The sequence below is a fragment of the Bacillus sp. FSL K6-1003 genome (assembly GCF_037964945.1).
Taxonomy (GTDB): Bacteria; Bacillota; Bacilli; order Bacillales; family Bacillaceae; genus Bacillus; species Bacillus mojavensis.
This window is the reverse complement of the sequence record NZ_CP150176.1, coordinates 1,454,867-1,468,035: the sequence shown is the minus strand read 5'-3', so window position 1 is coordinate 1,468,035 and position 13,169 is coordinate 1,454,867. Positions and strand designations below refer to the sequence as shown.

Here is a 13,169-nt window from a genome sequence, read left to right as displayed (position 1 = left end):
GGAGCGTTTTTATGGATATATTTAAAAATCGTAATTTTGTTCGTCTATTTTTCGCAGCACTCGCTTCTCAAATGGGCACGACAGTAGGCAACATGGCATTTGCTTTTTTCTTGCTGGACCGTTTCAGCAGCCAGCCTTCGTACACAACCTTGGCTGAACTGATGTATTCCCTTCCTACAGTATTTGTGTTTTTACTTGTGGGAGTTGTGGCGGACCGGTTTGACAGAAAAAAAGTCGCGGAAAACTGTGATTGGATCAGAGCCGCCCTGACTGTCGTTCTTTTTTTCACTTTATTTACCGGCAATATTCCTCTTGTTTTCTGTATTTTGTTTATCAGAAGCGCTGTAACCAAGTTTTTCTTTCCTGCAGAAAACAGTTTAGTACAAGCCATCCTGCCGAAGGAGCATTATGCGAAAGCGGCCGGGCTTAATCAGATGCTTTTTAGTATCTTTATGGTATTTGGGGTTGGAATCGGTGCTTTTATGTATAACACAATCGGAATTCATGGAGCGATTATTCTTGATTTTATCAGCTTTATTATTTCCGGCCTGCTGATCCGTACCTGCCGGATTCCGAAAGAAGCCAGACAGCCGAACGGTACATTTAACTGGAGACAAGCTTCCTTAAAGGATTCGATAAACGATTTTAAGGAAGGCATTGTCTACATTTTAAAAAACAAGCTGCTGGCCTCTCTGATTTTCGGTTTCTTTGTTTTTGGTTTTGTGAACGGAGGATTTGCTGTATTGCCGATGTTTACAATGAAGTATGGACTGGCCCCCGACCGTTATGAGTGGCATACATCCGTATTTACGATCGCGATCGGGTTTGGGCTTTTGGCAGGAAGTGTGATTGGCACGTTAATCTCTAGAAAAGTGAAGCCTCACTTTTTAATGTCGGTGCCGATTTTAATTGCAGGCTTGCTGATTTTTGTCCTTGGCTACACCAAAGTTTTATGGGTGTACTACGCGACTACTTTTGTACTGGGGATGTGCATCGGTCCGGTAAACATCGCCATCGGAGGATGGATGCCTAAGATTGTCCATCCGAAGCTGATGGGACGTGTAAGCGGCTGGCAAGATCCTTTTATGATGTTTGCGCAGTCTTTGACACTTGGCTTAGTGGCGCTGTTATTCCCTAAGTTCGTATCAAACATTGATTATCTGTATTACGGCATGGGCGTTTTCATCCTGGCTGTTTTCATTTTCTATTTTGTGGCACTGCCAAAATACAGTGCGCAGGCTGTGGAAGTGAATGTACAGGAAACATTTCAGGCTCAGCCGAAAAAGAAAGCAAAATCTGTATAATATAAGTTAAAAATGCGCTTTTTTCCTCAGAAAAAGCGCATTTTTGCATTCAATATTTGCATTTCAACCTTAAAAAAGTATAATCTAATCATAAAGAATTTGATTAGAGCAAAGGAGAGAAATAATGGACGACCATGCATACTCGAAAGATCTGCAGCCAACCGTAGATAATCTTTCAAAAGCAGTTTACACTGTGAACCGCCATGCAAAAACCGCCCCCAACCCTAAATACCTATATCTGCTGAAAAAACGGGCTTTGCAAAAGCTTGTCAAAGAAGGTAAAGGAAAGAAAATAGGGCTTCATTTTTCAAAAAATCCAAGGTTCAGCCAGCAGCAATCGGACGTGCTTATCTCAATCGGAGACTACTATTTTCACATGCCTCCAACTAAAGAAGACTTCGAACATCTTCCGCATTTAGGTACACTTAATCAGTCGTACCGAAATCCTAAAGCTCAAATGTCTTTAACAAAAGCAAAACACCTATTGCAACAATACGTCGGCATGAAAGAAAAACCGCTTGTGGCGAATCGCCAGCAGCCTGCATATCATAAGCCTGTCTTTAAGAAACTCGGCGAGAGTTATTTTTAATAAAAAAAGCCGCTGCCACTGGGGGACTGACCCCCGTTTTTGAGACAGGGATCAAAACACCTTTTATCCAGCCAATTGCCGATAGCTTATCGGTGATTGGCTGTTTAGTTTCGTTTGAATACGGCTTGTTCCCATACAAAAAACACCTCCAGTCTTATTTCGGACAACAACAATCCGTTTTCAAACTTGAAGGTGTTTTTTATTTGTCTCATCTTATGGGGTCAGTACCCACTTATGGCATCCGTCTTTTTATTAATCGATCACATACGTATCTACTTTTTTAATCAGATCGCCGATTTCCGGCTTGCTGATTTGCTCATCGGCACCGACCACTTCTCCCCGGTGACGCAAATCATCTGTAATTAATGATGAGAAAATCATAATCGGCACATCAGAACTCTTCGGATTGTCTTTAAGCAGCTTTGTCAGCCTGTGCCCGTCCATTTTCGGCATTTCAATGTCACTGATGATCATATCGATCTGTTCTGTTAAATCATTGCCGCTTTCAGCAAGGTTCATGATATAGTCATATGCGTCTTTTCCATTCTCAAACGCTGTAATATTGTTGTATCCGGCTTCTGTTAATTCATCCTTTAAGAGGCGCATCAGAAGCGGTGAATCCTCCACAATGATAAGTTTTTTATCAGCTCTTCTTTCATCGAAGCCCTCGGTATGCATATTATACGTATCAACACCTGAGTCTGATTCGATATCATAGATGATTTTTTCATAATCAGGCAAAAAGATCATCATGTCTTCCAGTTTGATAATCCCTGTGAGGTGTCGCTCCATTCCTTGATTTAAGGAAGTCGGCTTTTCAATCGCTTCCCAGGAAACCCTGTGAATTTGAGAAACAGATCCGACATGGAAAACAATTTTTCGCTGGTTAAATTCAGTTACGATATACTTCTCGTCTTTTGATCCCTCAGGCTCAACCCCAAAAAAGGAAAACAAGCTGATGACTGGGAGAATTTCTCCTCTTAGTTTAATCATTCCTTCTACATGCTGGTGGGAGTGAGGCACTGATGTGACCTCGACAGGCTGAATAATCTCTCTCACTTTCATGACGTTAATGCCGAAAGCATTGCCACCAACGCCAAACTTCACAATTTCTAATTCATTTGTACCAGAATCCAATAAAATTTCGTATTGTTGTAACGACAATTCAATCCCTCGCTATTCGCATTCAGTATTGTACTGTATATATCGGCGCAAATTATAAAAAATGAATGGTGAGGCTCTTCAAAATCCTATTCTGGCCATAGTTATGCTGACAATCTCAAAAAAAGAAACTTTTTTCCTAATGTCCATTGACATTCCGACTGACAGTGATAAAATAGTCAAGGATTTTTCCAAAGAAGGGTGTAAATAATGGGTACTTTAGTAATATTTAAAGAAGATGAAATGACTGTTTTAGAGGATATCAGTGAAGAGACTTATCTTCATATGAAGAAAGAATCTACTGATCTTCAACAAGAGCATCCCCCGTACATGATTTGGCACGAAGACCTTCATTTTGACTATGGTTATTGATGAAATTGGCACATATAAACAATAATAGAACATGATACAATAAAGACAATCAAATCGCTGGTTGTCTTCTTTTTTTCTGAGAAGGAAGGTATGTTTAGAAAATAGGCGCATACAATCGAAATGTATCGGTTAAAAAGGTGACAAATGGCCAGCTAGTGGTAAAATAGGATAAACTCATTATATATATTAAGGTGATGAATTATGGAACATTTGCTGAATCCGAAAGCCAGAGAGATTGAAATTTCAGGAATACGCAAATTCGCAAATCTTGTATCTCAACACGAAAATGTCATTTCACTTACGATCGGCCAGCCTGATTTTTTCACGCCGCATCACGTAAAAGCTGCCGCAAAAAAAGCCATTGATGACAACGTTACATCATACACTCCAAATGCCGGTTACCTGGAATTGAGACAAGCTGTTCAGCTTTATATGAAGAAAAAAGCGGATTTCAACTATGAAGCTGAAAGTGAAATAATGATCACAACAGGAGCAAGCCAAGCCATTGATGCAGCATTCCGCACCATTTTGTCTCCCGGCGATGAAGTCATTATGCCCGGTCCGATATACCCGGGTTATGAACCTATTATCAATTTGTGCGGTGCTAAACCTGTCATTGTTGACACGACGTCCCACGGTTTTAAGCTCACAGCCCGGCTGATTGAAGAAGCTCTGACTCCGAATACCAAGTGTGTCGTGCTTCCTTATCCGTCAAACCCTACCGGTGTCACGTTATCTGAAGAAGAGCTGAAAAGCATTGCGGCTCTATTAAAAGGCAGAAATGTCTTCGTATTGTCAGACGAAATATACAGCGAATTAACATATGACAGACCGCACCATTCGATCGCAACACATTTGCGGGATCAAACGATTGTTATTAACGGCTTGTCAAAATCCCACAGCATGACGGGATGGAGAATCGGATTTTTATTCGCTCCTAAAGAAATTGCAAAACACATTTTAAAGGTTCATCAATACAATGTGTCATGTGCGTCCTCTATTTCTCAAAAGGCAGCGCTTGAAGCTGTGACTAACGGATTTGACGACGCCCTGATCATGAGAGAGCAGTACAAAAAACGGCTCGATTATGTGTATGACCGCCTCGTGTCTATGGGGCTTGATGTCGTAAAACCGTCTGGCGCATTTTATATTTTTCCTTCTATTAAATCCTTTGGAATGTCTTCGTTTGACTTTAGTATGGCTCTTTTGGAGGATGCTGGTGTGGCGCTTGTGCCCGGCAGCTCGTTCTCAGCGTTTGGTGAAGGATATGTAAGGCTGTCTTTTGCATACTCGCTGGACACATTAAGAGAAGGATTAGATCGTTTAGAATTATTTGTACTAAAGAAAAGGGAATCGATGCAGACGATATAAACAACGGCGTTTAAGCCGTTGTTTTATTTTTTTGGAAATGAGATCTTAAACGCTGTGCCTTTATCCGGCTGACTGTCTACATGGATAACGCCTTGATGATTCTCAATGATATTGAATGTTACCATCAGCCCAAGTCCAGTTCCCTTTTCTTTTGTCGTTAAAAATGGTTCTCCAATACGGTTGAGCACCTTTTCAGGTATACCCTCCCCTTCGTCCTTGACGGTAACATGAACAGAATGCTCATCCTCTGTTACGATAATGTCTACAGTGCCTCCGTCAGGCATGGATTCTACGGCATTTTTTATTAAATTAATGAATACCTGCTTTAGCTGATTTTGGTCCCCATTTATATAAATGCTGTCTTTCTCATAACGAGTTCTGATGAAAATCCCGTTCAAATTCGCCTGAGTTTCCAGCAGCGCCGAGACTTCACCAATTAGTTTTTTCAAGTTCAAATGCTTTTTAACCGCATTCTGCTGGGGTTTCGCCAGCATCAGCAGTTCACTGAGTATTAATTCAATTCGGCTGAGCTCAGAGAATACAATGTCAAAATAATGTTCATTTCCTTCCATCGTCGGTTTCATCAGCTGTAAAAATCCTTTGATCGCTGTCAGCGGATTGCGGATCTCATGCGCGATACCCGCTGCGAGCTGTCCTGCGATAGATAACTTTTCTGATTTAAGCATAAGTTCCTCTGTTTGTTTTCTCTCAGAAATATCACGCAGAATGACTTGGACAGCTGCTTCACCGAAAAAGGTCGTCGGAATGCAGACCATCTCCGTGTAGATGACCCTGTTCTGAAAGGTAAACCATGATTGCTTAACGATTTCCGATTCTGTTTTTTGCTCGGCAATGTTTTGGATTCTCTCTTTCACATCCTCATGATCGCAAGGGTGAAGCTGATCGTATATATTTTTGCCGATTAAATCCTCATAGGTAGCCGCTTCAAACAGCGAAATTCCCGACTCATTCATAAACACCCATTTCCCATTATGAATCACAGCAATAGTATCGATTGAATTTTGAATCAGCAGCTGATATCGTTCACGGCTTTTTTGCAGGATGGTTTGGAATTTTTTCCTTGAAGAGATATCGATTAGCAGAAGCAGTTCAGCCTGCTGGTTTTTGTAGACGGTCGGGGACGCTTTCACTTCTAAATGAACAGGTGTGCCATCAAGCCTTTTCCACGTCTGTTCAATCATTCCGACTTCCATTCCTTTTTGCATTCGTATAATTCTGTTTTTCACGATATCATGATACTCTTCCTCAATAAATTCATAGGACCATTTGCCAATAACAGCATCCTTGCTTTTTGCTCCCAGCATGGAAAGCATTGCGCTGTTCACATAGACGATTTTGCCGCTGACACTGATGCATAGCGGGCTTGGAAGATTTTCAACTAGCCGCTCATAATCATCCGTTATATATGTAGTTGATTCCGGGTTCGCAGGCTCAATTTCATGTTTTTCGCAGGTAAGAGGCTGATGCCCGGACTCTTCTTCGAGAATCTTCATTTTCAAAATGATTTCCCGTTCCGTCCGCTCAGCTCTCGTCGTCACAATTTCTACTGCAGCCTCCACCCATACAATCGTATGATCTTTTTTAATGAAACGAAAGGTACACGGCATCAGATGATGTTCATTATAAAAATAGCTTTCAACTAAAAATTGGTCTTCCTCATGCAGAAATGTCTTGAGGAATGATCCGATCATTTCTCCCTGGAGATAACCCAGATACAGTTTGGAGTTGGCTGATATATAAATGATGCGTCCATTAGAAGCCAAGACTGCATGAATATCGGTTTTCGTTTGAAATGGCTTAACATACTGCGTATCCTGTTCCACAGAATCCCTCCTTTGCATGATCATCATGTTCGACATTTACAGATTGACTTTTACCTAGTATGATTCGCTAGAAAATGAGTATTCTCCTTCTATTCTTATAGTGATCTCTAATTTTTGAGGAAAAGAAAGGGCACACAATCTGTCAGATGTGCACCCTGTTTTTTATTTTTCGCTATTTTTCTTTTCGAGCTCTGCGTAAGCGTGTATGGCTCTTTTGGCGATTAACTTATTGATCGGATCGTGATCGTTTGCTACTGAAGGTACAACCACACTAAATGCAACTTTTGGATTTTTCGATGGGTAATAGCCGACAAATGTTAGATTGTATGTCCTTTTTCCCCACCAATTTTGATTTGTGCCATAGTAAAATGTTTCAGCTGTTCCCGTTTTTCCAGACACGTCTTCTGTAAAAGTATTTTTAGCGGTCCCCGAAGTTGTAACTAATTTCATTCCAGTTTTTACTTGCTGAATATCACTTTCCGTATTATTGATTTTATTCAGGATGTTAGGCTTTCTTTGCTCAATTGTTTTTCCAAGCTCCTCTTTACTGCTGGGTTTATGGATACTTGTGACGATTCTAGGCTGTATGCGGTATCCGCCATTTGCGATTGCCGAAATGTACTGTGCCATCTGAAGCGGTGTATATGTATCATATTGACCGATGGCCAAGTCTAAAATTAGTCCCCCTACGGCATCAGGTGTCGTTTGCATTCCTGCAGATTCCTGCGGCAGGTCAACACCAGTCTTGACTCCAAGGCCAAACTGGCTGTAGTAATTTCTCATTTTGAGCAGATCCTTCTGATCAGCAGGAAGCGGTCCATGCGGCTTATACGTTACCCCAGCTATATGCATAGCAACATTAAACATATATACGTTTGAACTTTTTTGCAAAGCCGTTAATTCATTGATGGTTCCCATGTTCATATAGGATTTCTTAGGCCTATTATTTCCTGCAAAATACAGAGGTGTATCAACGAAATATTTATAATGCGGGATACCATCTTGATAGCCGGCGAGAACGGTTGCACCCTTTACTGCTGATCCCATTTCATATTGGGTTGTAAAAGCACCGATCGCATAATCTTGAATCTTATTTGTTTCTAAATCTATCTTTTTTCCTGCCATCGACAAAATATCGCCGTTATTCGGATCCATCATCACAACAAAGGCCCGGTCAAGCATATAGTTTCCGCGCGCGCGGCTATTTCTCACTTCTTCTTCAACAATCTTTTCTACCTTTGCCTGAAGCTCCATGTCAAAAGAAAGCCGAAGATCATAGCCCCTGCTGCCTTTGTCGATTGTTTTCTGGCTGACGACATTTCCTTTATTGTCTTCCACGTATTCCACTTTTTCTTTATGAGAATTTAAATAGTCCTCATATTGATACTCCAAATAACTTTTGCCGACTCTGTCATTGCTCGCATAACCTCTCGTAACATAAAAGTCTTTCCGGTCGCTGAGCAGCCCTTGATCAGGTGTTGTGACACCTCCAAAAACGGAATAAAGTGTTTTGTCATAAGGGTATTTTCGTGTCCAATCGTTTACGACATCTATCCCCGGCAGCTCTTCTAAATGCTCAGACACAATAGAAATTTCATCATATGTTAAATCATTTTTCGGTCTTTGCGAGGAGTTTTTCTTTTCATCAAGCAATGATCCATTCTTGCCGTTGCCATTGCTGTTATTTGGGTCCATCGCTTTTACAATCTGAGGTTCATACGCATTCCCGCTTGAAAATCTTGTGTATATGGCCGCGGTTTGCATAGCTTCGTCATCCCGCTGAATGGCCTTCAATTCTTTAGCCGGGACGCGTTCCACTTGAAGCTTGTAAGCCTGTGTCCCCTTCAGATTGCTTTCAGATTCCTTTAACAGGCGGGCGGCTTTTTTCGGATGAGAAGCGAGCCAGTAATCACGTAAATCTCTATCCTTTAAAAATTCGGTATCAATATCGATCAAAGCGGCAAGCCGTTTAGCTGTTTTGATTTTGTCCTCTGTTTTTGTGCTTGATGTTGAGACATACACAATTTCCGGCACGCTCTGGTTATCAACAGCCACTTTCTCGTTTCTGTCATACATCTTCCCCCGAGGCGCTGGATAATACGCTGTTTTCGCATTAGCTTTCTCAGCGTTTTCTTCATGCTGTTCGCCTTCGACAATTTGAACAACGCCAAGCTTAAAGATTAATGCAGTAAATAGAACAAAGACCGCTAGGAAATACAGATTCATTCTGATTGCTCTGCTTCCTTTTCGCTTTTTCTTTGGTTCACGTCCTATTTCAGTCACTTCTGGTTACCCCTCTCAAATCATTCAATATATTTACATATACTGTTTTTAATTGTAACACCTTTGTAATAGTTGTTACAGCGAAAAGGGATAAAAAAAGTTGTCAATAATGAAATACATTAAAATATAACTAACGATTCAAAAAATAGGAAGCTATGTAACTGTGAGATAAAGTCACTACATACGCATGACTCGCTTGTCATCAGCGGTTCAGCGCGTTTTGATTACAAAAATGACAATCATCATTTGTCAAAGGAAAGTGATGGATTCTTTATGACAAAAAAGCTATGTTATGATTTTTTTGTAGAAAACAAACAACTCTAGGAGGTTACGAACTAATGAAAAAAGCATTTATTTTATCTGCTGCCGCTGCGGTTGGATTATTCACATTCGGAGGCGTACAGCAAGCATCAGCGAAAGAACTCTCCTGCCAGCCTGTGGTAACGGTCAAAACGGGGAACACAGTGCAAAACCTTACACTTAAGGATGTAGTGAAAAAGCTACATATTAAAACAAATATAAAAACACTAAACGCGGCGAATGAAAAAGAGCTTGAGCAGCTTCTTCAAAAGCATGCGAAACAATCCAACATGAAGATTCAGGATGTTCAAAAACCGGAAGCTGTAAAGCCAGCTCAAAAGGCTCCTGAAAAAGCCGCTGATCAAAGCACTGCTGCTAAAGCACCGGCTACTGCTGAAAAAACCAGCAATAATACAACAACAGCTGCACCTTCATCTGTAAGTGCATATGAGAAAAAAGTTGTTGAGCTGACAAATGCAGAAAGACAAAAACAAGGTTTAAAACCGCTCCAAATTGATGAAACATTAAGCAAATCTGCACGTGCAAAATCACAGGATATGAAAGACAAAAACTATTTTGATCACCAAAGCCCAACTTACGGCTCACCGTTTGATATGATGAAATCTTTCGGAATCAGCTACAAAACAGCTGGTGAAAACATTGCTAAAGGACAAAAAACACCTGAAGAAGTAGTAAAAGCTTGGATGAACAGTGAGGGCCACAGAAAAAACATTCTTAACCCTAACTTTACACACATCGGTGTGGGTTATGTTGAATCAGGCAGCTACTGGACACAGCAATTCATCGGAAAATAATAAAAAGAGATTGCCTGTTTTGACAGGCAATCTCTTTTTATTTCACCCAAAGCTTATATATACTTTGAGTTCCGCTGTTTTCTTCTCCTTGTGCGGCAAGTTGGTCATATAATGATTTCGCTAGCGACAAGCCTGGCATTTCTTCCCCCATTAATTCCGCTTCCTCTAAAGCAATTCCCATATCTTTAATAAAATGCTTTACGTAAAAACCTGGTTCGAAATCACCTTTCAGCATACGCGGGGCGAGGTTTGACAATGACCAGCTTCCTGCCGCTCCAGTTGTAATGCTCTTCAGGACGTTTTCCGGCTGAAGACCTGATTTTTGGGCATAAGCCATCGCTTCGGCTACACCGATCATACCTGCTGCAATCGCGATTTGATTACACATTTTTGTGTGCTGCCCGCTTCCTGCCGGCCCTTGATATTGAATATTCTCTCCCATTAAAGAGAAGATGGGCAGGCAAGCTTCAAACGCTTCTTTTTCTCCTCCGACCATAATCGCCAGTGTTCCGTTTTGCGCGCCGATGTCACCTCCTGAAACAGGTGCGTCTAAGGCACATAATGATTTTTCTTTGGCTGCCTCCGCAATTTTTTTGGCTAACGACGGTTTAGAAGTCGTCATATCAATGAGATACGCGCCTTTTTTAGCATTTTCAATAATTCCGCTGCTGCCGAAATACACTTCTTCTACATCACTGGGATAGCCTACCATTGTAATAATGACATCAGCTTCTTTTGAAAGATCTTTTACGGTGCCTTTCCATACCGCACCTTTTTCCAGTATGCTGTCCGCTTTTTCTTTTGTGCGGGTGTACACCAATACAGGATGTCCATCATTAAGGATATGTGAAGCCATACTGTTTCCCATTACTCCAAGACCGATAAAACCGACTGTTTTTTTCAAGGCGATTCCTCCCAGACGTATTGTTTTCATTTAGTTAAAATTTATCATTTTCTAGACTACCATATCTAGTAATCATATAGTAGAGTCTAGAAAATGAAAAAACCCAAAACTTGAAAAAGTTCTGGGTATCCAATATTTATAATGTGAATTTCTCAATAGCGTTCATAAGCTCTTGGCTAGCATGTTTTAATGTATCAGTTGAGTGTTTGACTTTCTCAAGCGTGATCAGCTGTTCATCGGTTGAGGCGTTGACTTCCTCCGCTGCAGCAGCCGATTCCTGTGATATAGCTGAGATGCTTTGAATCGCTTCAGAAATGGCAAGCTGTTCTTCACTCATTCTTTGTATGTCTTCGTAAATTTGATCAATCCCTTGTACAAGTGACTGCATTTCCGACGTGATTGTGTTTAATACTTCGCCAGTCTCATGGATTGCGCTGTTTTGTTCATCATTCATTTTACTTGCTTCAACCATTGCATGGGAAGCCTCTTTTGTTTCAAGCTGGATCAACTTCACTGTCTCACTGATATGCTTGGTGGAAAGCGCTGATTGCTCGGCAAGCTTCCGCACCTCTTCAGCCACGACTGCAAATCCGCGTCCGCTTTCACCGGCTCTGGCTGCCTCAATACTGGCGTTTAAGGCAAGTAAATTGGTTTGATCTGAGATATTTGAAATCGCAGTAACCACTTCTTCAATATTCTTGGTTTGATTTTCTAAATCCAGCAGCATCGTTTCGACTTTCTTTGTTTCCGTATTGGCTTCGTTTGATTTCATCAGCAGCTGGCCGAGAGCGTCAAGCCCTTTATAGCTTGCATCCTCTGAGGATTTTGAACGTGCTTTCATGCCGCCTGCCTGATCCGCAATTCGTCTGATTTTAGCAGATAGGTTTTCCGATTTTTCGTTAATGGTTTCAACCTCTGAAGCCTGTTCTGTTGCCCCTGCTGCCACTTCTTCGATCGCTTTCGCAATTTGTCCGCTCGTTTCATTGGTTTCAGCGGAGACAGCTGTTAGGTGTTCAGAGGTGTCAGACACTTTTCCTGAGGAATATCTGACTTGTTCCACCATTTCCTTCATGTTTTCAACCATCTGATTAAAGTCTCTTGTTAACATGCCGACTTCATCCTTAGTCTTTGACTCTGCGTGGACTGTCAAATCGCCTGCAGAGACAGCCTTTGTTTTCGCAATCAGCTGCTGGATCGGCCCGGTTATTGTTTTGGCGAGGAAGTAGCTGAGAATAATCGTCACCGCCAGCGCGATGAGTGAGATGAAAAGGTTCGCCCGATTCATTTTATCTGAAATCCACATTAATTGATTTGTGTCAAATTGTGTTCCGACTTTCCATCCCGTTTCTCCAACCGTTTGATACACAATCATTTTTCCCTTTGCATCTTGTATCCCGTTTTTGTCAGATGCAATGGTTTTTAATGTTTGGTCCTTGGAGATATTTTTTCCTTGGTTTGACGGATGTGCTAAAAGATTGCCGCTTGCATCAGCTAAAAAAGCAAAGCCATTGTATGGCACCTTTTGCTTATTTACCATAGCTTGAATGGAAGAAAGTTTCAGATCATAACTGGCAACCCCTATCACCTTCTGCCCGTCAAGAATTGCTTTTGAGGCTGTGACGACCATTTCTCCCGTCACGACATCTTTATAGGGTTCAGTCCAGACGACTTTATCCGGTGTTTCAGCCGCGCGCTTATACCATGTTCTAGAAGCCGGGTCATAATCTTCTGCGAATTCGGCTTTCGGATATGTAAACATTTCTTTTTTTGCGGTGCCAATATAGGCCATCGCTACATAATCATCGTTTTCTTTAATTTGTTTGATGTCATCATTAAACAGCCTGGCAGCATCTTTACTTGAGTTTGTCACAAACGCACGGGTTAACTCTCCATTTGCCAATCTTAACAGCGAAATGTCATAACTCTTTAATTGCAGTTCAATATTTTGTTCAAGCGAGTTTGTTACGTTTTGTGTCGTGTTTTTCCCATCCTCTGTAATCATCGGTTTTAACGTCAGGTAAGAAGAAAGCATTAAAAGAACAACTGTAACGATTAACATGATAGAAACAAAAACAGCAATTTTCATGTGAAGTTTTTTAAACAAACCAATCCCCTCCTAATTTCTATATCGGTCTTTTCACCCCAAAAATGAATAATCATAAAATAAATGATATTGAAAACACAGAATATTCATTGAAAATTGTGTTTCAGCAGTTTGATTACGAT

Annotated in this window: 10 protein-coding genes; 5 read left to right on the top strand and 5 right to left on the bottom strand. The window is 41.1% G+C overall.

What is annotated here, in order from left to right; genetic code table 11:
- Positions 1 to 11 precede the first annotated feature (11 nt).
- Positions 12 to 1,304 (top strand): MFS transporter, encoded by a 1,293-nt coding sequence (locus NSU16_RS07605; RefSeq protein ID WP_168747642.1) that lies wholly within the window; start codon positions 12 to 14, stop codon positions 1,302 to 1,304.
- Between the two features lie 124 nt (positions 1,305 to 1,428).
- Positions 1,429 to 1,893, top strand: a complete 465-nt coding sequence (locus NSU16_RS07600) for a YkyB family protein (protein ID WP_168747640.1) — start codon at positions 1,429 to 1,431, stop codon at positions 1,891 to 1,893.
- Positions 1,894 to 2,145: 252 nt separating this feature from the next.
- Here NSU16_RS07600 and cheV read toward each other — a convergent pair whose 3' ends face one another.
- A complete protein-coding gene (gene cheV, locus NSU16_RS07595; protein WP_168747638.1) occupies positions 2,146 to 3,057 on the bottom strand; it encodes a chemotaxis protein CheV in 912 nt (303 codons plus the stop codon).
- A 207-nt stretch (positions 3,058 to 3,264) separates the two neighbouring features.
- On the opposite strand from cheV, the gene NSU16_RS07590 reads away from it, so the two are divergent.
- Both NSU16_RS07590 and NSU16_RS07585 read left to right on the top strand, forming a co-directional pair.
- Positions 3,265 to 3,426 carry a hypothetical protein gene (locus NSU16_RS07590; RefSeq protein WP_339192462.1) on the top strand — a complete coding sequence of 54 codons (162 nt, stop codon included), beginning with the start codon at positions 3,265 to 3,267 and terminating at the stop codon, positions 3,424 to 3,426.
- Between the two features lie 201 nt (positions 3,427 to 3,627).
- Entirely contained in the window at positions 3,628 to 4,797 is a 1,170-nt protein-coding gene (locus tag NSU16_RS07585) for an aminotransferase A (protein ID WP_010334041.1), read from the top strand.
- Between the two features lie 23 nt (positions 4,798 to 4,820).
- On the opposite strand, the gene kinA is transcribed toward NSU16_RS07585, so the two are convergent.
- Together kinA and NSU16_RS07575 are read right to left on the bottom strand one after the other, a co-directional pair.
- Positions 4,821 to 6,641: a sporulation histidine kinase KinA gene (gene kinA, locus NSU16_RS07580; RefSeq protein ID WP_168747635.1), complete on the bottom strand. Its 1,821-nt coding sequence runs from the start codon at positions 6,639 to 6,641 to the stop codon at positions 4,821 to 4,823.
- Between the two features lie 162 nt (positions 6,642 to 6,803).
- Complete coding sequence (locus NSU16_RS07575; protein WP_339192461.1) at positions 6,804 to 8,924, bottom strand: penicillin-binding protein 2; 2,121 nt, start codon at positions 8,922 to 8,924, stop codon at positions 6,804 to 6,806.
- 338 nt (positions 8,925 to 9,262) lie between these two features.
- Between NSU16_RS07575 and NSU16_RS07570 the strand changes: the two genes are divergently transcribed.
- On the top strand, positions 9,263 to 10,039 hold the full coding sequence (locus NSU16_RS07570) for a CAP domain-containing protein (protein WP_029441230.1): 777 nt from the start codon (positions 9,263 to 9,265) through the stop codon (positions 10,037 to 10,039).
- A 37-nt stretch (positions 10,040 to 10,076) separates the two neighbouring features.
- Here NSU16_RS07570 and NSU16_RS07565 read toward each other — a convergent pair whose 3' ends face one another.
- Together NSU16_RS07565 and NSU16_RS07560 are read right to left on the bottom strand one after the other, a co-directional pair.
- On the bottom strand, positions 10,077 to 10,943 hold the full coding sequence (locus NSU16_RS07565) for an NAD(P)-dependent oxidoreductase (RefSeq protein ID WP_339181234.1): 867 nt from the start codon (positions 10,941 to 10,943) through the stop codon (positions 10,077 to 10,079).
- 136 nt (positions 10,944 to 11,079) lie between these two features.
- Positions 11,080 to 13,047 carry a methyl-accepting chemotaxis protein gene (locus tag NSU16_RS07560; RefSeq protein WP_339192460.1) on the bottom strand — a complete coding sequence of 656 codons (1,968 nt, stop codon included), beginning with the start codon at positions 13,045 to 13,047 and terminating at the stop codon, positions 11,080 to 11,082.
- Positions 13,048 to 13,169: the final 122 nt, after the last annotated feature.

Excerpts from the sequence above, each read along its gene's own strand:
- NSU16_RS07605 (WP_168747642.1), top strand. The coding sequence starts at position 12 with ATGGATATATTTAAAAATCGTAATTTTGTTCGTCTATTTTTCGCAGCA.
- NSU16_RS07600 (WP_168747640.1), top strand. The coding sequence starts at position 1,429 with ATGGACGACCATGCATACTCGAAAGATCTGCAGCCAACCGTAGATAAT.
- NSU16_RS07590 (WP_339192462.1), top strand. The coding sequence starts at position 3,265 with ATGGGTACTTTAGTAATATTTAAAGAAGATGAAATGACTGTTTTAGAG.
- NSU16_RS07585 (WP_010334041.1), top strand. The coding sequence starts at position 3,628 with ATGGAACATTTGCTGAATCCGAAAGCCAGAGAGATTGAAATTTCAGGA.
- NSU16_RS07570 (WP_029441230.1), top strand. The coding sequence starts at position 9,263 with ATGAAAAAAGCATTTATTTTATCTGCTGCCGCTGCGGTTGGATTATTC.